Source organism: Pseudoalteromonas sp. APC 3893 (assembly GCF_030408095.1).
Taxonomy (GTDB): Bacteria; Pseudomonadota; Gammaproteobacteria; order Enterobacterales; family Alteromonadaceae; genus Pseudoalteromonas.
Window position 1 is genome coordinate 14,685 of sequence record NZ_JASDCD010000027.1, and the last position, 23,903, is coordinate 38,587.

The 23,903-nt window shown below is 37.3% G+C and carries 15 protein-coding genes; 8 read left to right on the plus strand and 7 right to left on the minus strand.

Going from position 1 to position 23,903, the window contains the following annotated elements; genetic code table 11:
* Positions 1-332 precede the first annotated feature (332 nt).
* Both QMA12_RS19565 and QMA12_RS19570 read right to left on the minus strand, forming a co-directional pair.
* Entirely contained in the window at positions 333-1,223 is an 891-nt protein-coding gene (locus tag QMA12_RS19565) for a nucleotidyl transferase AbiEii/AbiGii toxin family protein (protein ID WP_290211096.1), read from the minus strand.
* The gene (locus QMA12_RS19570; protein ID WP_290211097.1) at positions 1,224-1,748 is read right to left on the minus strand and encodes a hypothetical protein; all 525 of its coding nucleotides are present in this window, start codon (positions 1,746-1,748) and stop codon (positions 1,224-1,226) included.
* Between the two features lie 584 nt (positions 1,749-2,332).
* Between QMA12_RS19570 and QMA12_RS19575 the strand changes: the two genes are divergently transcribed.
* The 8 genes from QMA12_RS19575 (at position 2,333) to QMA12_RS19610 (ending at position 16,680) form a co-directional block, all read left to right on the plus strand.
* Positions 2,333-2,722, plus strand: a complete 390-nt coding sequence (locus tag QMA12_RS19575; protein ID WP_087533549.1) for a nucleotidyltransferase domain-containing protein — start codon at positions 2,333-2,335, stop codon at positions 2,720-2,722.
* Positions 2,715-3,134: a DUF86 domain-containing protein gene (locus QMA12_RS19580; protein WP_087533548.1), complete on the plus strand. Its 420-nt coding sequence runs from the start codon at positions 2,715-2,717 to the stop codon at positions 3,132-3,134. Before QMA12_RS19575 ends, QMA12_RS19580 begins: the two co-directional genes overlap by 8 nt.
* A gap of 877 nt (positions 3,135-4,011) precedes the next feature.
* On the plus strand, positions 4,012-5,604 hold the full coding sequence (gene dptF, locus QMA12_RS19585) for a DNA phosphorothioation-dependent restriction protein DptF (protein WP_290211098.1): 1,593 nt from the start codon (positions 4,012-4,014) through the stop codon (positions 5,602-5,604).
* Between the two features lie 3 nt (positions 5,605-5,607).
* The gene (gene dptG / locus QMA12_RS19590) at positions 5,608-6,906 is read left to right on the plus strand and encodes a DNA phosphorothioation-dependent restriction protein DptG (protein WP_290211099.1); all 1,299 of its coding nucleotides are present in this window, start codon (positions 5,608-5,610) and stop codon (positions 6,904-6,906) included.
* Positions 6,887-11,941: a DNA phosphorothioation-dependent restriction protein DptH gene (gene dptH / locus QMA12_RS19595; RefSeq protein ID WP_290211100.1), complete on the plus strand. Its 5,055-nt coding sequence runs from the start codon at positions 6,887-6,889 to the stop codon at positions 11,939-11,941. The genes dptG and dptH overlap by 20 nt, the downstream gene beginning before the upstream one ends.
* A complete protein-coding gene (locus QMA12_RS19600; RefSeq protein WP_290211101.1) occupies positions 11,928-13,382 on the plus strand; it encodes a Swt1 family HEPN domain-containing protein in 1,455 nt (484 codons plus the stop codon). Before dptH ends, QMA12_RS19600 begins: the two co-directional genes overlap by 14 nt.
* A gap of 65 nt (positions 13,383-13,447) precedes the next feature.
* Complete coding sequence (locus QMA12_RS19605) at positions 13,448-15,547, plus strand: DNA sulfur modification protein DndB (RefSeq protein ID WP_290211102.1); 2,100 nt, start codon at positions 13,448-13,450, stop codon at positions 15,545-15,547.
* Between the two features lie 2 nt (positions 15,548-15,549).
* Positions 15,550-16,680, plus strand: a complete 1,131-nt coding sequence (locus QMA12_RS19610) for a hypothetical protein (RefSeq protein WP_290211103.1) — start codon at positions 15,550-15,552, stop codon at positions 16,678-16,680.
* Here QMA12_RS19610 and dndE read toward each other — a convergent pair.
* The 5 genes from dndE to QMA12_RS19635 form a co-directional block, all read right to left on the minus strand.
* Positions 16,671-17,030: a DNA sulfur modification protein DndE gene (gene dndE, locus QMA12_RS19615; protein WP_290211104.1), complete on the minus strand. Its 360-nt coding sequence runs from the start codon at positions 17,028-17,030 to the stop codon at positions 16,671-16,673. The two genes, QMA12_RS19610 and dndE, sit on opposite strands and share 10 nt — an antisense overlap.
* 1 nt (position 17,031) lies before the next feature.
* Positions 17,032-19,023, minus strand: coding sequence for a DNA sulfur modification protein DndD (gene dndD / locus QMA12_RS19620; protein ID WP_290211105.1), 1,992 nt, complete (start codon positions 19,021-19,023; stop codon positions 17,032-17,034).
* The gene (locus tag QMA12_RS19625; RefSeq protein WP_290211106.1) at positions 19,020-20,645 is read right to left on the minus strand and encodes a DNA phosphorothioation system sulfurtransferase DndC; all 1,626 of its coding nucleotides are present in this window, start codon (positions 20,643-20,645) and stop codon (positions 19,020-19,022) included. Before QMA12_RS19625 ends, dndD begins: the two co-directional genes overlap by 4 nt.
* Positions 20,642-21,727, minus strand: a complete 1,086-nt coding sequence (gene dndB, locus QMA12_RS19630) for a DNA sulfur modification protein DndB (RefSeq protein ID WP_054452429.1) — start codon at positions 21,725-21,727, stop codon at positions 20,642-20,644. The genes QMA12_RS19625 and dndB overlap by 4 nt, the downstream gene beginning before the upstream one ends.
* 116 nt (positions 21,728-21,843) lie before the next feature.
* Positions 21,844-23,901 (minus strand): DNA phosphorothioation-associated putative methyltransferase, encoded by a 2,058-nt coding sequence (locus QMA12_RS19635; RefSeq protein WP_290211107.1) that lies wholly within the window; start codon positions 23,899-23,901, stop codon positions 21,844-21,846.
* Positions 23,902-23,903: the final 2 nt, after the last annotated feature.

The following is a 23,903-nucleotide window of genomic DNA, read 5'->3' on the forward strand; positions in this document are numbered from 1 at the left end:
TTTTAACACATAACCTAAAACAGCATCACGGCTAAAGCCTGTTCCCTCAAAAATATATTTTTACACTGAGAATGGAAACCATGGCTTCGGGCGACGGGCTTCGAGCAACGCGCATACCTAGCGCCTAGTCACTTCTCTAGAACCTAGTACCTTTTTGTTATACCTCTTCAGCGCAGCGTCTCTTAACCTCTTTGTGAATAAATCACTTAATTATTTTTTGCACAAAGAGAAGACAATGAGGGTAAATGAGAAGACAAAAAGCTTCGAGCGACAGGTTGTGGATGCTGGTCTACAAAACATTACCCATTAAGTGCTTTTTTGTAAACTTGAAGTTAGCTCCCCATATCAAACTCATTTTTTTTAATATCATTGTTAAGCAAAGGGAATGACATATTTTTGATTTCTGACTGTACATATGGCCAATAATCAGGGTTATCGATTGTTCTTTCTTTGATTTGATTTGGAATGAAACGGCTCATTTCAATATTGAAGTCTTTACGAACTTCATCGTCATGCTGTAGCTTGTCTAATTGAATAGTCAGTGCCTCAATAAAGTCTTCGTTGGTTTTACCCCTAGCCGCAAGCTTTTTATTGATCAGTTGCTTAGATACCGCAACACCTCTTTGTTTTATCCATACTATATCCCATACATCGCGCGGTTTAATGCGCCTAGCACGGTAGGCTAATGCAATAAACTTGTCTGCAAGCGTTTCCGTTAATGATTGTACAGGGATCAGCAAACCTTCTGTTGGCGCGACAATATTATAGTGATTTATTAATGGCCTTTTTTCGATATCAAATGACGGGATAGCGCAAACATCTATATGCATTTTTTGGCGGGGAAGATCAGGACGATTACTTTCTTTTTTGATACTTATTTTCCAAGATGAAGTATTAGCTTGATTATCTTCAGCTGGTTTATTTACCCATACCTGCACCTCATATTTATTTTGTATGTATTTTTGGATTTCAACTTCTAAGCCATTGAAGTCGCACGGCTTGAAGTCATGCCCACCATTAAAATCTAAATCCTCAGATAATCTAGAACTGTTATGGCACAAACGAAGTGAGGTGCCACCAATAAAAGTAAGCGAAGGCATAACACCTTGTTTTACCATTGCAGCCATAATGTCGTGATGAAGAATTTCTTTTTCAATCACAGGCGTGACGCCAGCGTACTCTGGATTTGCAGCTATAATTTGGCGTATATATTCTGTTAACATTTAGTTCTCCAGCATGTGTACGTTGCGATTACAGGCTTTTAGATCTGCAATCGCTTGCAGCGTATTTGCTCGGTACATCTTGATGCTTTTATCGAAATATAGGTTTTTCGCAAATTTATCAATTGGTTTTTTTGTATGGGTCAGCTCAATAACACCATACGGAGTTGAAAATGTACCACTACGGCCTTTCGTTATTACTGTTAGCCTATCCAATAATATTTGTGAAATATCGCCCGTGTAACTGAGCTGGCTTTCTAGGCTTATGTAATTTAAAACATCGCCACGTAGCTTTTTAACTATTTTATAAATAGCGGTGGTTGAATCGGGTGGCGTGAGCGTGCTTTCAAAAATACCATTGCAGACCCTTCTTAATAGCCCTTTATTAACATTATCAGTCAGAAACTTAGTGAACGCAGGCGTGAGTTTTTCAGCCATCATAAAAGCCAATTCAGCACTGGTATGAATACCGCCACCTGCTTTAACAGAGCTAGCTAGTGTTGCTAATAATCTTTCTGTTTTATTCATTAGGTCTACAATTACATACTTATAATGTTATTAATTGTAGACCTTCAATTGGGTTGGAGCAAACTAAACTTAACCCCAGTAGAGTGAAAAAGTATGTTTATACACAGAGAAGAAAAGCTATGGGTTCGAGCTACGTGATAATCCTAGCGCCTAGTCACTTCCCTAGAACCTAGTACCTCTTTGTGAATAAATCACTTAATTATTTTTTGCACAAAGAGAAGACAATGAGGGTAAATGAGAAGACAAAAAGCTACGGGGTTCGGACCACAGCTTAATATTCCACGTAGGAACGAGCTTTAGCTGTGATTGTTTTAAAACCAAATTTACCACCGAGCTCACCGAGGCTGCGCTACACCGAGAAGAAAAAAAAGCCACGGGTTTCGAGCTACGTGATAATCCTAGCGCCTAGTCACTTCCCTAGATCCTTTTTGTTATACCTCTTCAGCGCAGCGCCTCATAACCTCTTTGTGAATAAATCACTTAAAAATCATTTTGCACAAATAAAAGTGTATTATCAGTTTTTGTGTTCACTGTAAAACTGATAGGTTATGATTATCCCTGTGTTTTATTAATGGTTTTGTATTGTGGGAAATAATATTTTTCAAAAAATAATTAAATACTTGCAACAAAATAGCGATGTTGAGGTTGTTTGGTTATACGGCTCCCACGCCAAAGGCACGGCGCAACCCCATAGCGATATAGATCTTGCCATCGCTTTTAAAAACTTTGAGTTAAGCTCATTCGATAAACGACTTAGACCAAAAGAGCTCGAGCTTGAAATCAGCAATGCACTTAGCTTGAACGAACAGCTAATTTCAATTGTTGATATAAACTTAATCCCAAGTTACCTTGCATTCAATGTAGTAGAATACGGGCAGGCCATTTTAGGCAAAAATAGCTTGAGAGCTATGAAAGAGCAGCAGCGTATTTATAGCCAATTTGAGTTTGAGACGATAGCGAGTAAGCATGACTGATACAGGAATATCACTTTATATTAGTGAAGTAACACGGCATATCGACGAATATATGCAAGAGCTCAACGAATTAAGCCAAGTCGAACAGCTTAATAGTCGAGATTACCGTGCCGCAGAGCGTTTGTTACAGTTGATGACAGAAGTCTGCATTGGTTTGGCAAAACATTGGCTTAAAAAACATAAAAGCAGTACCAGCAGTAACGCCTACCAAACATTTAGTGAATTAACACAGCTTGGAATTTTAACTGATGCAGAGTTGCTGTCATGGCGTAAAATAATTGGTTTACGCAACGCCCTTGTGCATGATTATTTGAATATAGATCAAGAAATAGTAAAAACGATTATCAAAAAACAACATTATGTAACTATGCATGCGTTTAGCTTAAAAGCGATAACTGAGTTAGCCAACTGACATTATAAAATGCAGCGGGGTTCGCGCGGCGAGCTACGGGCTACGAACACATCTAGCTCCTAGTACCTTTTACTACCGTAGGAACAAGCTTTAGTTGTGATTGTTTTAAAATCAATTTCACCACCGAGCTCACCGAGGCGCCGCGCTTCACTGAGAATGGAAACCATTGCTTCGGGCGACGGGCTGCTAGCTTCGAACACGTCTAGCTCCTAGTCACTTCCCTAGAACCTAGTTTTCATATTTTTCCTCTTCAGCGAAGCGCCTCATAACCTCTGTGGTGAATAAATCACTAAAAGATCTATTTGCACAAAGAGAAGTGAATGAGAGTAAATGAGCAGACAAACTGACGGGCTCCGGGTTTCGAGCTACGTGATGCTCCTAGAACCTAGCGCCTTTTCAACCGTAGGAACCAGCTTTAGCTGTGATTGTTTTAAAACCTCTATTCGAGGCTTTTGCCAGATTGCTGGCGGCAACCAAGGGGCGAATACCGCCGTCCGCCCCTTGAAACCCCACGGCGCCCCGAGGATCACACTGTCTCCTCAAGTTATAAATTGATGTGAACGTAAGCGCCGTGTAAGGCACATCCATGTGCCAGACACGGCTTAACTTGCATCCATGCAAGTGATTACTCATCAATTTATAACTTTCGGGTGTGATCACGGGGAATTGGAGTGTGTCCGTAATTGGGCGTATCAATACAAACAGGGGGGGGTTTGACACTTTAACATTTACTTATTAGCCGTAAAAACCTATATTTTTCATGGTTATTCATGATAGATTAGTTTTAAACTTAATGAAAACTTAACAGTTAATCATTAAGTACCAGAAAATAACCACGGAGCGGTTTACTTTTAAACCGCAGTAACGGGATTTATTTATGCGGTTAAAAGAAGCCCTCAGCGTTTTATCAAAGTCTTCCCCTTACGCTGTTTCGACTGAAAGAAGCCAACAAAACCAGTCATTACTTGATGGCATTAAGTCATACTTGTATATTCAAATGCCTATCGAAGAGGCAGTTAATAAAACTATTTCAAGTTTTGGTGCTAACGATAAAAAAATATTGTTTTTATGTGGCAGTAGTGGTGATGGAAAATCAGAGCTTTTAACAAAAGCTAAAGTCAATTTTGGCTCACGGATTAAATTCCATTTAGATGCTACCCATAGCTTTGACCCGCATGGCACAGCAATTCAAACATTAGATAAGGTATTTGATGAGTTTGAAGCTTCAAGCAGCCCGTTAGTTGTTGGCATAAACGCTGGTATGCTAGGGAATTATGCTGAAGAAGGTCAAAATCAATTAATACGTAGCAAAATTAGTGAATATCTTAAAAATAAAAATACCCAAGATGACTCTGCTATTTTTATTAACTTTGAAGACTATCCAAAGTTTGAAATAGGTGAAGATGGTTATAAATGTGATTTTGCAAAAAAATTATTACAAAGAATTACACAGCAAGAAAACAACATCATTCGCCAGCTTATTGAAAAAGAAAAGCTACAACAAAACGATGTTTCAACGTTACGTTTAATCGCTAACTTTGAATTACTTAGCCTACCTTCTGTTCAAAAAGTGATTATAGATCTGCTATTTAAAGCGCGTTTAATGCGAGATCAATTTTTAACAGCCCGTGCACTACTTGATTTTATCCATGAGCTTTTATTAGGTGATGGGTATCTATTTGATAACTTATTTGCAGGTGGAGATAACGAGCTTGCAAATAAAATTGAGAATTTTGACCCCGCGCATCATCGTACCAAAGAAATCGACCGGTTTATTCTTGCTTTCGATCTAGGTTTGCCAGATGAAGAGTTTGATGTATTCAAGAATGCATTAAACCAGTTAGGTATTACTAATATTGAAACTGGCGCTCAGTACCTGCGTTTATTTTATCTACTTAAATACGACGACTTTGCTAACAATTACCATAAAAGCTTTGCTGGTGACTTTAACGAGTCACTAATCAAAAGTTATCTTTCAGTTTATCAATTACACAAGTCTTATAATGGCGATAGCAGTCAAAAAAATAACTTAAAAGAGTTTTATAGAGATACGCTAATTGCTGCTATTCGCACCTATATAAACCGTAACGCACCAAAGTTGGGTAAAAAGTTCTTTTTACTGTCTGATTTTGGTAATTACCAAATTGCGGCGCCAGCAGATCTCACTATGGATTCAAAATCTATTTCTGCATCAACAACCACCAGTAGTGCATTTTTTAATGCGCATTTAAAGCTGCAAGATAAAAAGTTTAAGTTGCCAATTAATATTAACCTTTTGTCGCTACTGATTAATATAAACAATGGTTATCGACCTAATAAGCATGACAAAAATTCGGTAATACTGCTAGATGAATTAGCCGCAGAAATCGTACAGCAAGCAAAGGCCGCCAAAGAAATAGTCATTACAGGTGTAGATGGTAAATATCATTTAGAACTTGATGATGAAGACATTATGGTTAATGAGGGGTAATAAATGCCATTATTAGAAGAGTTAAAGCCAAAAAATAATAGTGCTGCTAGTTATTTCCCTGTTTCAGCTAATAGCGCTAACAATAAGTATGATTGGGAAACGGTAGTTGGTTTTTTCATCAAGTCTCTCCACAGTCTTAAACTGGAAAAAAACATTGAGTCACTCGATGACTTTAAAAAGCTTTGTAAAACGCATTTTACCAATAAGTTAGATGGCGAACCGTTTTGGCATGTTATCGAAAAAATGTATTTTGATAACGAGCAGGTCTTAAATATAGCGCCTGAGATGCAAGTGTTGAAAGTATTAAACCCAGATAAAAGTAACTCAGGTGATGAGCGGCTTACGTCATTATTTAATAGCTTAATGGGCGACGTCGAAGTTACTAATGCACCAAAAGCGCAGCTTAATTTTTTAGAACAAGAAGTAAAAAAGGTTTTTGACTCGCCACTTGTCACTAATAAAAACCCAAAAGTACGCAAGCAACATATTGCTTACCTGCCTTTTTTGTCAGCACAATTTCAGCAAGATCTTAAATTCTTAGTTAGCTACCCAGAGCATTTTTTACAAAATATTAAGGCTTTTTTAAAGTTGTACGGCTTTTTGTATACGGCGCAATTGTCGCTAAATATAAAAGGCTGGGCGCAAAAGCCTGAAGTGAAGCCTTGCTACTTTATTCTAGACAGTGAAAAAGCCAGTAAAGAGCGTACTAAATTACAGTTACATGGGCACAAGCAAGTTATTGAGTCTAGTTATGCGTTGTTTCCTTATTTAGCATTAAATGAAAGTTTACAAGATACAAAAACAGCTATTAGCCCTCTGTGGCAGTTAATGGATGAGATTAAGGATACAGACATTGAGGCGTTAAATTCTTATGCTAATAAATTTTATACTGATAGAAATTTAACGAGTCAGCAGAAACAACCAACCACTATAGACGAGTCTATTAATCATTTAACTCAGCTTTTTGTTGAACAGTTTAAAAAGGGCACAACACGCGAGACAGCGTTTAACAACTTTGTCAAAGCCACCCGAGAAACCTTAATCAAGCCGTTTGAACAAAACCGACGACGGGCAGGCTCATTTTTAGTATTAAACCAAGATTATTTACTATTGCTTGCTAATTTGTGTATTGGTGGGAACGAAAAATTAAGACTTCATGAGTTGTTAATTGAGTTTCAAAAACGCGGTGTATTTTTTGATAAAAGCAGTGAAGAGTGCTTAATCGATTTGTTTGAAAGAATGGGTAATGTAGAAAGAATGAGTGATAGCGGAGATGCAGTTTATGTCAAAAAAACTATATGAAGACTTTTTAGTTGAGCACTTTTGTCAGTGGGCAACTAAAGGTTTTGAAGGTGAAAGCCGCTTTCAGTTTCGCTCGCCAGATAGTGATAATAGTTTAAAGCTTTATCAGGCAATGCTTAATAAGGCAGATACAAGCGTTGAATTAAAAACTAATGACATAAACCAAACGCTGCCTGCTATTACTTTTGGTAAAACTACGTTGATACCTGTTGTACATAGCGAAAGCGCACAAGGGCTGAGTGAAAACTTTATCTCACATTTACGCGATTTAATATCATCGCAAGACGGCCCTTTAAAAGACTGCGCATTACTCGTTATCCACAACTCTTATTTAGATACACTAATTAATTCAGCACGTGACTTAGGCAAAGCTGGTGAAGTTTGGCATCCCTCAACAATCAAAAAATCACTCAGTGAGCTTATTTCGTCAATAAGCGGTACTGACAAAGTATCGCAATGCCTGCTCGATCATCGCTTTAAGCTCATTATTGAAGACGGTGCAACCATGTTTGGTTTTACTGAGCTTTATGATGCGTTAGAAGATGGCGTTATTCAATTTAGTGAATTAGGGTTATTTAACGACAACACAATTGTAAGCTGGGACGATACAGACCAAATAGATAAACGTCTATCACAAAACCACCAGTTATACGGCAATATTAGCGAGATAGTTGAAAAGTACCCGCAAGAGCTTGTCGAAAAGTTAGGTGATTTAGAACTTAGCGAAAAGTTTGTAAATACTCATTTTACAGATGGTCAAAATTGGGAAGAACTCGATTTTGGCGCAATTATAAAAGAGCGCCGAGACAATAAAGAAAACCTACTGTCGTTTGAAAGTGAAACAGTCACAGATATAGATTTTATAGCGCGTGAAAACAAAAAAGAACGCCATTTAATCATTCAAATGCCAGCAGATAAAACTGACTTTAAAATTGAAGCGAGCTTTGTGGGCGGTAAAATTCAAAAAAATGAATTAAAACTACAGCACACTAAAGAACAAATTACTCTTGATGTAAATAATCGGTCTCAAAAACGTAGTATTGCTGAAATTTCGGGAGCGTTTAATAATAAGCCACTTTATTTTAGTGTTGATTTTAAACGCGAAAAACCACAAGAGCGTTTTAAATATAGAGTTTTAGTTATTCCACAGGGCGCTTTTTATCTTGATGATTTAGCTGATAGTTTTTTGCTCGTACCACGTAAGCAGCTTATAACTTTGCAAACAAATGCCGGGGTTTTACAGATTGCTGAACAAGGAACTCCTGCGAAAGTTACGCAATCAAACCAAACTTTTCTAGTTGACCAAACACAGGTCGTCGATTTTGCTCAGTTTGCCAATGAAACAGACACACTAACCTTTGCAGTTCAAAGTGGTGCGCATGTACTTAATTTTGAAGTAGATGGCGCAGTTTCGTCAGATACATTAAGCCTACCACTAGTGCTTGATACCAACCTGTTCAACCGTCTATACAATGATAATTTCAATGGCTTATACAATCGCGCGAAAGAAAAGGTCGTTATTGACGGGAAAGACTTAAACCCAACTGGTATGCGTAAAAATTTATTAAATTGGGAAGCAAAACTACAAGATGAGCGCATACTTGCAACACAAACTGCTGGTAGGCCAGAAGTTACATTAGAAAATATTGAAAGCGCATTTCCAGATCTATTTGTAGCTTATCAATCACTATTTGATTACCTAGATGAGCGAAAGGCACTCATAAGTACTTGCTCTTTGGGGACCGAGTTTTTAGGTTTAGCAAATAAAGTTGTTGAGTGCTACTTAGCGCAAGTTGATAAATTAGAAACCAAATCGCTGTTATCTCCGCAAGCGAATATGCTGGTAAATATAGGTATAGCTGAGTTTGACGAGCAAGAATACATAACGCCGCTTCACCCGTTAACTCTCGCATACTTTTCCCAACTAGTTACTAGTGCGAGTGATGAAAACGACAATAGCTTTAATACGTTACCAAATGCCACAATTAAACGCTTAAATGCTGAAGGCTTATTACCATTTGTATGGCATGCAACAGACGGGTTTGCATACAACCAAGCTGTGCCCGAGAATCGTATGTGGTGTAAACTAGTTTCTAACAAAAAAGCAGAACTTGAATATGTACGCCCATTAGTAAAGCAAAAAACAAGTGAGTTTACAAAAGCGTTTGATGTCCTTTTTGATAAAGGCGGTAAAGAAACCGTTTATATTAACTCTATCAATAATGGTAACAACACCGCGCTATTTTTAGGCTTAGTTGACTACCTAAAAAAGAAATCCCCTGACGACGCAAACCGCATTCACGTAAATATTTACGACAAATCACTGCAACGTACTTACTTTGATGATTTTGCAGATGCGCCAAGTTACGACGAACTTAAAGAGTTAGCAGAGCTCGGTAGCGAAAAAGACAAAGCCGATGCTATTGCCGATATGCTTAAAAATCGCATAACGTACAGTAAGTTTAAGTTAAATGCACAAGAGCCAACATTTAACTATGCACACATTAGCTTTGTACGTAACGATACAACTGTAGAGCCAGTACCTGTTGATGTACTTACCGAAAAAACAGGCGTTGCCTGCCATGGCTTATTAGCTGGCGAAACCGCATATCAAGAGCAAAACACGTACTTTACAACTTTTGGTCTTAATAAACTCGATGTTGACAGTACAGCTACATTAAAACTAAGTAGCCAATTTAACAGCTTGGCAAAAGCGGCATGGTGCGGGCAGAAGTACGAAACCAGTAATGGCTTAGGTTTAAAAGTAGCGGGGCAACTGTCAGAGCTGCTTGAAGGCGTTTATGAAAATTCAGTCTGGACGGTGATTATTGATCCTAAAGTGACACTTGAGTTTTTTAAAGGCCAAAAAGATGCCGTACTCATCCACTACTCAGACAACTTTACTAATTCAGCAAATTACGATGCGATAACCGTTACCAAGCGCCGTGATTTATACGACCAAGTACTTTCGCAAGGTATTAAAGGACTCATAGACGAGTTTAATGCGTTTAATGGTGAGTGGTTACTTAAAATGATCACCAGTAACGACAACGACCGCAAAGAGAAAAAAAGCATAATTGGTGCGTACAAATACGTAAACTGCTTGCTGCATCAAAGCGATATCACATGGGTGCCAATGAGTGTGGCCGAAATGCTCCGTGTAGCAGGCAATATTGGCTTAAAAATGAGTGATAGTGACTTTTCGCGCTACTCACAAAATATAAAAAGCGGCGCTATATCTGACGATGTTTTATTTGTTGGCTTTAAAGGTAGCAATATGTACTTGCTACCGCTTGAAGTTAAAATTGGTAAAAAACGCACACATGGTAAAGGCATTCAACAAGCTAAAGAGCTGAAACGTTACTTAGTCGAAAACTTATTTGGTCGTGACGACTTAGCTGGGCATTTATACAGAGGCCTATTTATTCGCCAAGTATTAATGCAAGTGGATAAGTTTGAATTATACAAAGTGTACGAGAGTGATTATTTTAACGAGCTACAAAATAATCGTGAATGGTGGTTACAAGGTGATTACCAAGTTGCCGATTTAGCAGACTACCCGCAAGGCTTTATGATGGCATTTTTTGAAAATGCCGATTTTGCCAAAGAAGAATACACCGTTGAAGACGATATTCTGCAAATAATACTACCAAGCGCTAACTTAAATCGCTTTATAAGCACCCCACTACAAACACTATTTAGCAATATTCAAAGTAGTGAGCTTTGTTATATACCAGAGCAATACATTCTTGAAGGCGAAGTGGTAAATAAACGTAATGTGACACCAATAAAGCCCATTGAAAAAATAGACCCAGATAAACCAAAACCTGTAGATGAGATTTTACCTAAAGTTGCCGAAGAAGCTGCGCCGAGTATAGTGGCAAAACGAGCGTCTACAGACTCATTAAAAGTGCTTGTTGGGCATGTTATGCAAAGTAACGAACCTGTTTATTGGGAGCCTACTAATACTGCTAAATTTATGAATACCAACTCAGGTATTATCGGCACTATGGGCACGGGTAAAACCCAGTGTACTAAGTCGGTAGTTACTCAGCTTTATCGTAATCAGCACAATAATGTTGATGGTAAACCAATAGGTATACTCATTTTCGATTACAAATCAGATTACGTTGACGATAAGTTTATAAATGCGACTAACGCTAAAAAGTATAAGTTGTTCAAGCTTCCATATAATCCTTTGAGTTTATTTGGTGATACACCTATGTTGCCAATTCATACTGCGGCAGGCTTCTCACAAACAATGTCTAAAGCATATGGCTTAGGGCCTAAGCAGCAACTCAAACTAGAAAATATTATTCTGGAAGCTTATGACTTAGCAGGTATTCGTTCTGAAAACCCAAGTACATGGTCGAAACCAGCTCCAACTATTGAGGATATTTGGCAGTTATTTTTAAACCAAGAAAAAGTGGAAGAAGATTCACTTTATGCAGCATTATCTAAGCTAGCTCGCTTCAAAATTTTTGAAGACCAGCCTGAACAAATGACTAGCCTTTATGAGCTTATTGACGGTATAACCGTGATTGAGCTGGCTGGTTACCCTAGTGAAATCCAAAACCTCATTGTGGCGCTTACTCTCGACTTGTTCTACTCGCAAATGCAAAAACAAGGCAAGCCAGAAGTACAAGGCGACTTTAGGCAAGTTACTAAACTGGTACTGGTTGATGAAGCCGATAACTTTATGTCGCAAAACTTCCCAAGCCTTCGCAAAATATTAAAAGAAGGCCGTGAATATGGCGTGGGGGTTATTTTATCAACCCAAGATATCACCCACTTCAAAACCAGCGAAAATGATTATTCTGCCTACATATTAAGTTGGGTAGTGCATCGCGTCGCGCAAATTAAAACCCAAGATATTAAAGGCATATTCAATAAAGATGATAAGTCAGAGCAAGAACTTCTGATGAAAAACATCCGCGAGCTTGAAAAGCACACTAGTCTTTATATTGATGGTGAAAAACAGATTAAACGTATTAAAGATAAAGCCTTTTGGGAGTTGCTAAATGAAGACCAGTAACTTCTTTCAAACAGAATATTTAGTTATCTTAGATTATAAAAGTGTTGGTGCTTTATTTAGCTTCATAGATTGCCCGCAAAGGTTTAATGAATTTCTAAAAAAAGCAGGTGGGTTGAAAGTTCAAAATAATTCAATAGTGTTTTCACAAGAAAAATTTATTTATAAAATAAGGCACGGGGAAGTACCCGAGAAAGAACAAAGGTATTTTTATATTTCTATCGCTACAACAAATAATGATTTTAAAAACTATGTTCAGCTGCTTAAAGTCATCAAAAAAGTGGTACTTTCACAATCCTTCATAATAGAAAGTTTACAAGATGATTTGTCGTTTTATTATTCAAATAGAGCATATGCAATGATTCATGAAATTGAAAATATGATGAGGAAGTTTATCACTTTCTTTATGATTACAAATGTTGGAAAGGAGTGGGTATCGCAAAATATATCTAGCGATGTAAAAACGGCATTAGCTAAATCCAAACATCGAGATTATGCTTCAGAGTTACAAAAACTTGATTTTAAAGACTTAGGGAGCATTCTTTTCAATACGTATCAAATTGCAGATAACCAATTACTATATGATAAAATTGATTCTTATAGATCTGCGGATGAAATTGATTTAGGTGAATTAAAAAAATTTATACCTAAATCAAATTGGAATGTTTTTTTTAAAGACATACTTAATTGTGATGGTCCTCAGCTAAAAAAGAATTGGAGTGAATTGTACGGTTTGAGAAATACAGTAGCTCACACTTCAAGTTTGTCTGAGTTTAATTATCACAAGATCAAAGATTTAGTGGATGAGTTAAAACCTATTCTGAATGAAGCGTTTAAAAATTTAGACAAACTACAATTAGAGAGCTCGGAAAGGAAGGCAATCTCCGAGAGGGTTGCTACAACGTTAGATTCAAAAGTTGGCGTGTATTTTGATGAAATAAATAATTTAGAAAAAGAAATAAGAGATTTATTACCAGAAGAACATAATTTAACACTAGATGAGGTGCTTGAAAAATTAGTATCGAATAAGTCTTTGGAAATGTTTACTGCTGAGAAATTAAGAAAGCTAGTAGAGTTGAAAGATAATCTTTCTTTTGAAAGTATTCCTTCAGCGGAAAATATAGTGCAGATAGAATCCCAAATTAATGAACTACGTACTTGTATACAGGAAACTTGGAGTAAAGAGGTTTATAAATATTTTGTAAATTTAGGCGGTAGTGCCACATTAGAGCGTGTTTATAATGAAGTGGTCACGAATACACACCGAAAATTATTTGGATCTTGGAAAACCTCAGTTAGAAGAGCAATATACAGTAACTCTTCAGATGCAGATCTCTTTGAAGGTAAGTTTGATATTTATAAAAGAGTTGGGAAAGGTAAATGGATGTTAAGAAAAGACCTTAATGAAGAGTTAATTCATAAATTTCTTAATCATGGTGGTTAGAACCATCGAAAACCTTTTACTTTGTTTTTGATATTAAAAATTTAAATAAAAATTAAGGGCTAGAAATGCAAGATATATTTGATGACGAACACGATGAGGATATTTATGATTTTAAACGAGTTGGTTCATTTGGCCGTTTTTCAACTATTAATAATTTCCCAATAGAGTTTTTTTTAACAACCTTAAAATCAAGCCAGTTAGATTGCTTAACATATGCTAGGGACATTAAACCTGCGTCAGTTGATTTTGAACAGCTTTTACAGAGGGATATAGATGAAGAGCGTGTCAAAAGTGAAATTGAACCATACTTAACCTCCCCTGGTTTAACCGATGTAGAAAAGAGAGCGAAAACAATATTTTTCCCTCCTTTATTAGTTGCAGCTATTCCCGTTGAAAATAAAACGATGCAAGAGCATTATTCTGATCAGGAAATAGATAAAACTGAGGCAAAGTTTTTGAATAGGATGTGGGATGAATATTTCAAATTAAAATTAAAACGAACTAAGAATGGGTATTCAATACAGCCTAGTATGATGGGAGATGAGCGGTTTTCAATAGTTAAAGAGCCTGCAATTTTTGAAGCAAACTTAACTAAAGGAATTGAAAAGGGAATTAAGTTAGTTGTTATAGATGGTCAACATAGGTTAAAAGCTTTAAGAGATGTTTATGATCAGAATAACTTAGACCTTTCTGAATTGGCTTTACCTATTTGTATACTTTTCTCTCCAAATTCAACTGCTGAAGTTGCTGATAAATTCGGCACAGAAACATTTAACATTCCTTCCATACCATTAATTTTTCGCCAGCTCTTCGTTGACGTTAATAAAAATGCTGTTCAAGTTGGTGGGCATTTTAATATATTACTCTCGGAGGGGAATATGGGAAGCTCTATTTGCAGGAGCTTTTGTAAAAAAGTTCTTGAAGGAGAGCGTTTAGAATTATTAGCTCAGATAGAGTGGAATCAAAAGAATAAAAAACTATCGAATGAGATTACAAAAAAATATTACATCACAAGTATAGGCGTAATTGAAAAAGCATTGACTGAAACTTTTAGCAAGTCAAAAACAATTTTTAATTATTTAATTAACTTTGATACTGTAGAGAGCAGAGTTCACCCTAGTGGTGTTGACGATTACCATGAATTTCCAAAGGTAAGTTGGGAACGCTTTTCTTTTTCTCAAAAAAGAGTTATTGAACCACTCTTAGGTGAAACTATTGTTGATTTATTATATCGATTGTTTTTTGAAAGTAAGCTATTCAAACCAGCCAATGATTGTTTTTTATCTATTTTAGATGACCTTAAAAAGCAAGCTGCTAATGTACCTACTGGGAATACTCAATATCAACCTGTGTTGGACAGAATTTTAGAATACATTCCGATAGGTGATGAGAAAGTGATGCGTGTATCACACGCAAACTTAAGAAAATTTGAAGATGATGTTGCAACATGTAAAGAGGATAAAGTTTTCGAATGGTTAGGCTATGCAATTTTTCAAAGAGCCATATTTTTGACCCTATCTGAAATACTTAAAGCATGCAAGATTAGTCAAATTGATTCAAATATTGCAAGTGATATATTCATCTCATTTATAAATGCAATTACTCCATCATTGGATTCTTTAATAAACCCCAAAAGAAATTATTGCCAATCATTCATTTTTAATTCAAATAAAATTATTCCAACCGGAGATGTAAGAAAAGGTATAGCCTTTTTAATGCTATCAAAGTTTTCTAATATTGACTTTAGAAAGAGTGTTGTACGTGAATGCAATTCCTTAAATGCAGAAAGTAGATTTAAGAAAGACTTATTAGAAGAGCTAGAAAATTTAGGGTACAGAAGTTTAAATTTATACTTTGATCTTTATTTAAAAAGTAAAACGAAGGACTTTAAGGCTACATATGCAACAGACCGAAGTATCGATGCTGATGAAAGAGAAGAGCTTAGTCAACAAGAGGTGATACGTAAACGAGATGAAAAAGCGTTTAAAGATGGTGATATTGCCCGAAATGAGATTAGTACAAAATTTGAAGTTTTGGTTAGTAAGTATGTAGAAATAGAAACTAATAAGTCACGAAAAGAGTTACAAGATATTCTGGAAAGTGAGTTAGATGTATTTGGTTTAACAGGTTTCTTCGCAGATGAATACCTTGATATTGAGGATTAGCTTTGGAAGTACTTTGCGTTAATACCAACTTATATTCCGATGCTGACTTGAAAGCACTAATGATAGACGAAGTACAGCAAAAAAAAGAACCTTTGTTTGTTTTTGGTAAGAAAGAAGTCTATGAAGAGCTTGTTATAAACTGCTTATCTGAGGAAGTGTACTATTTAGGCTTTTCCCCTTTTGATGAAAAGCATTTAGAAAGTGTTATTGCTTTATATACCGTTTATAAAAACTTCTTTAATAAAGTTATTTTAAAAATTTATGAAGGGAATGAATATACTTATCAACTAGAACTTAGATCAATACTGAATGCTTATCAAAATAAATCCAGTGAATATGGTAGCTTTTTGCACTCAATATTTACATTACCTAAAAAACTTGAATCAATCCCCTGTAAAGAGTTAAAGACTGGTTTAGTTACTCTCGTTAGTGATATTGAGTTCGATAACTTATTAATTTCATTGTATAACTATCAATTTAATTTTTGCGAGTTCAAAAATATCCAAAAGGGGCTTAAGAGCTCTCTAAGAAATGAGTCATTTTTTTATAAAATGGTTGGGATTGCAGACCGCGAATATAAAAAAAAGGGAAAGTGGAGTGATTTAAAAGATTGCATGGATGAATATCAGAACTATGTAAGGAGTGATAATGAAAGAGTATTACTTTTTTATGTTTCATTATTTTTAAATATTTCATTATTTCAAAAAAACTTTAAAAAAAGTGCATTGTCTTATTTATTTCTACTACGTAGTTTGGAGGTTTTTCTTGTCTTTTACCTGAAAAAAAAGGGTTATATCAAGGAGGAAAATAACGAGTTTTTTTTTCATGACGGAACCCAAGTAAAGGGCTCTGGACCTTTGATACATTATATGAAAGACATACAAAAGATAGATAAGGAATCCTCGATTCTAACCTTACTTAGCATCAGAAATAATTCATTTGTTGGTCATGGTTTATATTCTCCAAATCTTGATAAGTATGATGATATATATAATAGCTATACGAAATTAGTACTTGAATTACTGAATGAAGATGAAGCTTATTTTTTTAAGAAGTGTAAAAAACTTTTCATGCTTCATTCAAAGCGAAGATTCAACGATATTATTAAATCGTTATTTAATAATCAAAAATGATAAAGATTAATAACTAATTCATTTAATTTTCCATAATTCCTAATCGCAGAAACTCCATCCTCAACATGTGCTGCCCATGCTGTTTGTAATTCTTTATCAGAATACTCAGGGTAGCGCTGCTTGAGTAATAGCTCAGTGATCATTTGAGTTTTACCCAACCACGTAAACTTATCGAGTTTAAGGCTACCAGAGAGCTTGTAGTCTTTTTCTTTATTGAATACAAACCCGCTTTCTATAGAACGAAAAAACGCGATACGGGCTGCTACGTTTGGTGTAACGCCTGTTTTGCCTTTTAGGGTTTGGAGCTGTTCTTCAACGGCTTTATTAAGCCACATAGTTTGTGGGAGCATGTTATATAGCCTCCTGTGCAAGCTCTGCCCAAAAGTAACCTTCTCGCAGGGTTGAACAATTTGTATGTTGGTTAAACTCAATCTCGAACGCGTGAGAGACTTTATGCTCAATAGCTTGGTAAAAGTCTTCGTCTACTTCGGTATCGGTTGAAAGCAGTATTACTTGCTCGCTGGCCTCTGGGAAGTAGTGCTTAATAAGTTTATCGCGGTGCTTTGAATCTAAACGGCCAAGTGGTGTATCTACGACTACAGGTAGTACTTTACCTGAAAGCTTGCCGAGTGCTTCTAAAATAGCGAAGGCAAATATTTGCTTTTCACCTGCCGACATTGATTTACGATTAATAATAACGCCTTCGGCATCGACTAGGTTTACGTCAAAGCTGGTTGGATCTATTTTAGCTGAGAGCTTTAAGTCTTCTTTACGGGCGAGCTTACGATACGCTTTTACAAATAGCTCTTCTAATTGCGTTACACGCAGCTCTGTAAGGGCGTGTTTAAAGTCTTGCAGTACATATTGGCTAAGCTCTACACGCTCAACGGCTTTATCAGCTGAGTGGTTGTTTTTAAGCTTGGCGTAATCTTTTTCTAGGCGTTTAGCCAGCTCTAGCTCTTTAGCTTTAAACTCTTTCGCTTTAAGTAATTCACTTATGTACTCTTTGCTTGTCGCATCGCGCTGCTTTTCAAGCTCGCGCAGCGATGTATAAAGCTCATGTAAGTCCGCAGCATCGGGCGCTCGTTCAATATTAATTGAAAGTGAGCTTAATTTATTTTGCGTTTGTGTAAGTGCTGTTGATAGCTCTTTTATTAGCGCTTGCGATTGCGAAGCCTCTATTACTTGTGCGTTTATAAGTGCAAATTCAGAGTCTGAAATATCAAGTTTTGGCTCGGCAAGCGCAGTTTGGTTTACCAGCTGACCAAAATAACTATTTACAGTTGCCATTATATCGCTGCTTTGGGCATCAAACTTTTGGCTCAATGCGCTTTCAAGATTTGGTAACGCTTCCACCAGCTCGTTGCCAAATGCTTTGGCTTGCTTGATTTGTTGATCGCTCGTTAGTTGCTCAATTAAGTTTTGCATTGCCGTTGGCGCAAGTGCCATTGGTAAGCTGCCGCTTAGCTCTTGGCGTATTTTAGCGGTTAGCTCTTTTTCAAGCTCTATCAACTCAGAGGCTTTTGCTTGTTCTTGATCTTTGGTTTTAGCCCATGCGCCACCTTGGGCTTGTATTTCGTGCTCTTTAGCGGCTATTTTATTTTTAAGCTCTGTTAATTGCGCACCAATGCTGTCGGCTTTATCCATTGTTGCATTGACTTGCTGGGTAATTTGGTGTTTTTGATCTTCTGCGGCTTTAATTTTTTTAAGCGTGTCTTTATCGGCGGTTTCTGCGCCTAGGCCTTTTAAGTAAATATCAAGGTCGTTGCTTAGGCGGTTTATAATATCGATACCTAGCAGTTTTTGTACGGCTTCTTTTAAGTAAGAGCCTGTATCGTCTTCTGCTAGCTCTGCTATTTTTTCGCCATCAAAAAAGAATAAATCGCCAATACCCGGCGGTACTATTTCATGTAAAAACGCTTGTACTTGCTCTGAGTTTAACGAGGTATCTTGCTCGCCATTAATAGTAAGCGTTAACTTTTCATCGCCCTCAAGCTGCCATTTACGGGTTACTTCGTAAAGGTTATGTTTGCCTTGATGAGTATGCGAAAAGCTTAGCGTAATACTGCCTTCGGCATCTTGCTGGGCTTTGGTAGCTGTTTTATTAGTCTGCTCGTTTAAGTAACTTAGGTAATCTTTTTTAGTGATTACAGCACCCAACGCACGCTTACCTAATAACGCTAAACGAATTGCAGTAAGAATAGAGGTTTTACCCGCACCGTTTAAGCCACCAAATAAAATAATAGGGCGCTCAAACATGCCTTCTTTACGCGGGTCTAAGTCTATAGTGGTTTGGCCGTTAAAAACTCGAAAGTTATTTAGGGTCAGTGTTTTAAAAATCATTCTATGCCCTCAGCTTTGAGCAATGCAGTAATTTGTTTTAGGTCGTCTTCTAGCGCTTTTACTTCGTTACTTTGGCGCATTTGGCTCTGACGAATATCTAAATTAGAGGCAATAATAACTTCGGCACTTTCCCAATCTTGCTGAATTAAGCGGCCAATTCGGTTAAAAATACCCGTACGGCGGGCAAGGCCACTCATTTGAGTTTCAACGTCTATTAACTTTTTAACCATTTGCGGCGATACGCCATGTTTAGGTGCAATGTCGTTAAGTAACTGGCCTTCGGTAAGGCTAAATTGGTTTGAGTCGTCTATTGTCCAGTCGAGCTTTATGCCTAGCGCATCAAATACAATACCGGGTAGGGTATCGTCCCAATCTGGCTCGTTGGGGTCGTTTAACCATTCGTGCCTTACGGCGTGTAATTCATCAACTGTAATTAGCTCTACATCACGGCCTTGGTCGTTAAATTGCTTTTGTATATTAAGCAATAAACGCATGGCATGCTGGCGATATTTTAACTTATAAGGGCCTGTTGTGTAGTCGTCTGTTAATACGCGCTCTTTGTCTTCTTTTAGGGTTTTAAACGCTAAACGGCCATCGCGACGAATGTGGTTGCGGTATTTCTTTTTAAGCTTAGGCGAAGTACTGCGCGACAAAATATTGCGGTATTTTAGTAGTGGTGTCATCCACTGCTCACCGTTTTGAATGAGGCTTTCCATTGCGCGGTCGCGAGTGACTACGGTACATGTCCAACAACCAAAACGTGAGTTACCACACGATGGCGTGGTTTCGTCAATAACCATTGGGCATTCGCCTTGGCCTGATGAGTCTTTGTATAGGTTCCATAAAACGAGGTTTTTACCACCCCATGGGTTTTCCCATTCTAGGTCGTACTTATCAAACCATTTGTTTTTAGTGCCGTATGGCGTTTCTTCGGTTTTTAAGTGGCATAGGCGTAAAATTTTCCACACATCATCAACACTCCATGTATCAATTGGCGTGTAAATAAAGGCGTTGCTTAAAGTGGTGTGTACGGCTAAGTCTGAACCATCAATTTTGTGCTTTTTAATTACTTGCGCACGCGATGCACTTTCTTGTGAGCGAGAGCCTAATACAACAATTACTTCGTCGTATTCACTTACACGCTCTTTAATAAAGGTACTTACAGGATCGATTTTCATTCGCTCAGTACACCAGCGAAAGTTACGCGTTGGTGCAGGGTAACCTTTACCAAGTAAATTAGCCCAAAACGTATTATTCGATTTTGGCACCACTTTATGTGAAGTAATTGGTAGGCCTTCGCGCTTTGCACCTTCTTCGATAAGCTTTAGTGATTTATCGACGTGATCAACCACCATAGGTGTTTCTACCAAGGTATCGGACGCGACGACAAAAACGGGCTTATGGCGATCTTCTGGTTTTAAACCTAGTAACGCAAAGTAAATTAGAGTCATTACGGCAGATGAATCTTTACCGCCGCTGTAACCTAATACCCATGGGCGTTTATCGGCCATGTAAACTCGTTGGGTATCGGCTACAAAGTTATGTAGTTGGCTACCTGCAAACGATTCGTTTTCGATAAATTCGATGTAGTCTTCTAGATCGTACTGGTTTAATAATTTCATGCGTTTAAGTATTCATTCTCTTTTTGTACATCTTCTTTCGAAAGAGGGAGGCCAATTTCACGTTTAATTTGCATGCTTGTAAGGAAAATATTGCTCATAGCTTTTGAAAGTCTGCCATGTTGCATTGCTCTGTGAGCCCAAGCTGGGTTACTTTTAAGCCAGTTGATGTTGGCAATTAACTTAAGCTTTTTTTGTTTTTCTGATTCGCTCAGAGTTAGTAAGCTTTTACCAACTAGTGCAAGTGCCTGAAGACCAATACCATGTGCCGAAATATACTCTTGTCGAAATTCTGCAGCCGAAAGCTGTTTGTTTTGTACTTGTATCCATTCTGGCATATAAATATTTAGTGCTTCCCAGTACTTTGCAGCAATTTGCCTTTCGTCTTCATTAAAGCCTTCCTTAGTCCCTTTGCCAAGTAAAACGCGGTTTGCTTGTTTAATGCCACTAAGGGTAAACAGTTTACTACTTTTAACGGCAATTGTAGAGCGTTCAAATTCAGTAAATCCTGCAAACGGTTTTGTATTTAAAGCTAAATAACGAGCAAGTTCAGATGCTTGATCGCGGTGATCGTACATGGTGCCAAGCGATGGGCTAGGACGTACTGCGTATTTATTTAAATCGGCAAACATTTGTTGGCTACGTTGTAAGCCTTCGTCGACAAAAAATAATACGGCTATGTTGTCTTGACTGAGCTCTGGGCGCTCTTTTAAGGCTTCTTCAATGGCTGCTCGACGGTGTTGCCCATCGTTTATTAAAATTTGTGCATCCATTGGTACTTTTAAGCTGCCAATATTGCTGTTTTTATCCACTTCAATAAAATCGATCTCAGCACCAATTGAGGCGGTAATAGCTGAAAATACATAATCGTGTGGTGACTCAACTAGGTATCGAGCCATTTCGGGTATGCGACCTTTATTGAGAGTACGTTGAGCTCTAAGCTCTACGGGGACTTCTTCTTCGTCATACATGAAGATTTTAGGTATGAGCCTTAAAGGGCAGGTTGCTATATAAAATGGTTTGCCAGCCTGTTGGCCACGGACCGCGGGGAAGCTGTAGCAATAATTGCTTTCAAGGTTGCTCATAGTTTAATCTCATCACGTAAGGTACGTAATATTATTACGTACCTTACGTGATAAATACAGTTTTTATTATTCCGCTTAGGACAATTAATAACTAGTTCCTTGTTATGAAAGAATTTTTATTTTTTAAAAAATTTATCACCTTTTAATTCCACACCCCAATAATCAAAAACCTTCTGCAATATTAACCAATCAGGCCATTCTGCTTTGGTTACGCCTTTTAGCATATCGGCTAATTTTTTATCAAACCGTTGTTGGTTTTTGTATTCGCTACTGCCTTTTTGTAAATAATTTATTTTATTATAAAACGGCTGATAGGGGTAAATATCTCCATAGTAAAAATAATCGATATCTTGCTCTAGCATTTTTACTTTTATTCGCTCGATTAGTAATGGCAGCTTTTTATTAAAGTCATCGTATTTTAAAAATGTAACTTTGCCCGATCGCATGTGTATTTTTACTAAATCTACGTCGTCTATATCGCCATACAACTGCACCGCACAGCCTATATAAACACGCAATATTGCTGGAAGTTGATTTAAGTAACGAGTGGGTAATATATACGAGTGGTTGTCGTGTAACTCACCGAGCTGAATTTGCTCGTAAGCTTGGTAACAGGCATTACCAATATTAGCGGGCTCTGCAATCGAGAAAAGCTGTTGTTTTGCTTGTTCTAATGCTTGGTTGTAATCACTAAAATGTACTTTTAAATCTCGCGTTAGCCTTGCAGGCATGTGGCTTTTAGCTTGGCGTTTACCAAATAGGCTAAGTGCAAAATAAACCAGTAAATCGTGTTTTCGTTTTTGTTGCGCTTGCTCAAACTCACTTTGTTCATAGTAATTTTGCAGCAGGGTAAATGCTTTGTTATGGCTGGCGAAATATTTGCGCAGTGTTGTACTTTGCTCAAACTCGTCGTTTGCTGGTAAGCGGCCAAAGTGCAGGCAATGTTGCCAAAAATCATCAAGCAGTGTTTGGTGTTTTTCAAACAAGGTTTTTTGCTGGGCTTTGGGCAAAGCTTTTGGCTGTGGCCTTTTCGTTAAATGTTGCCAATTATAATTTTGAAATTGTAGCTCTAAGTGATGGGCTTCTTCTAATTGTGGGCATTTAAAAATAGCAATTATGCCTTGCCCAAACGCCATTGTTTTAACGTTTAGGGTTTGCTCTATGTAAGCTCTTATTTGGGCTTGGCTATAGTATTTTTGAAACGTATTCCATTTAGTTATTACGCCATCTTTGTATTGTTTAAAGTGTTCTTGCTTGGCTTCATTGGCGAGCATTACTGATACTAAAAGCAATTTTTTAGTATGCCGGTAAGCCGCTCTTAGTGTGTTTATTCGTTCTTGTTGATCTTCAATAACATTGAGTACAAAGCCCAAATTAACAATATCACTCGTTTGTTTGTTCCCGTTTGGCCTATGCACTGGATCCCACGCATTTATATTAAGCCCGTGGGCTTCAAGTTCAGTTGCGTCATCAGCTAACCCACAACCGTAATCAAGTATTGAATATTCACCATTCAAGTAGCCATACTTTGCCAGTTTTTGAAAAGGCGCTGAAAGTCTATCGCGATTTATTGCGGTTAAATGGCGCTGTATTTTTTGTGGCTCATGTTCAATTACTGGTTTTGGTAATTCTGTTAGTTTGTTTAACCTGCCTTGAGCATCTAGTTCGTAGCCTTTGCGCTTAATTAAGTTTTGCCATTGCTGTTTAAAACCAATACTTTTGGTGTTTTGATACAGACCTATTTGCTCGCCTTCTTTCGTAATAGCTTTAAATAATGTGTAATGAGGGTAATTAGGCAGTACAAAGGTTTCTTTACGGTGCAATATGGGGGGATTATTTGAGCTACTGTAATTAGTTGTTTTTAAGGTTAGCTCTTGGGCATCTATAGTATGGCTGGTATGGAGTGCTGGGTAAGCGTATTCATCAAAATTAGGGTAGTTAAGTAGTGTAAATTTTAAATCGCGTTTATAAAGCTTAACTAGGTTCCAAGATTGTTGAACATCAAGTTTGTTTATTGTGCTTGTTATAAAGCTTAATAATTCTGCTGGTAGGGCTTCTTCTAATGAACTCTTATGTAAATAAATGGCTGTAGGTAATGATTTACCATGCTTGAGCTTTTTTACTAAATCACGGTATTGAGGGAAGTTTAGTGATGCCGGTAAGTTAGCAGCCATTT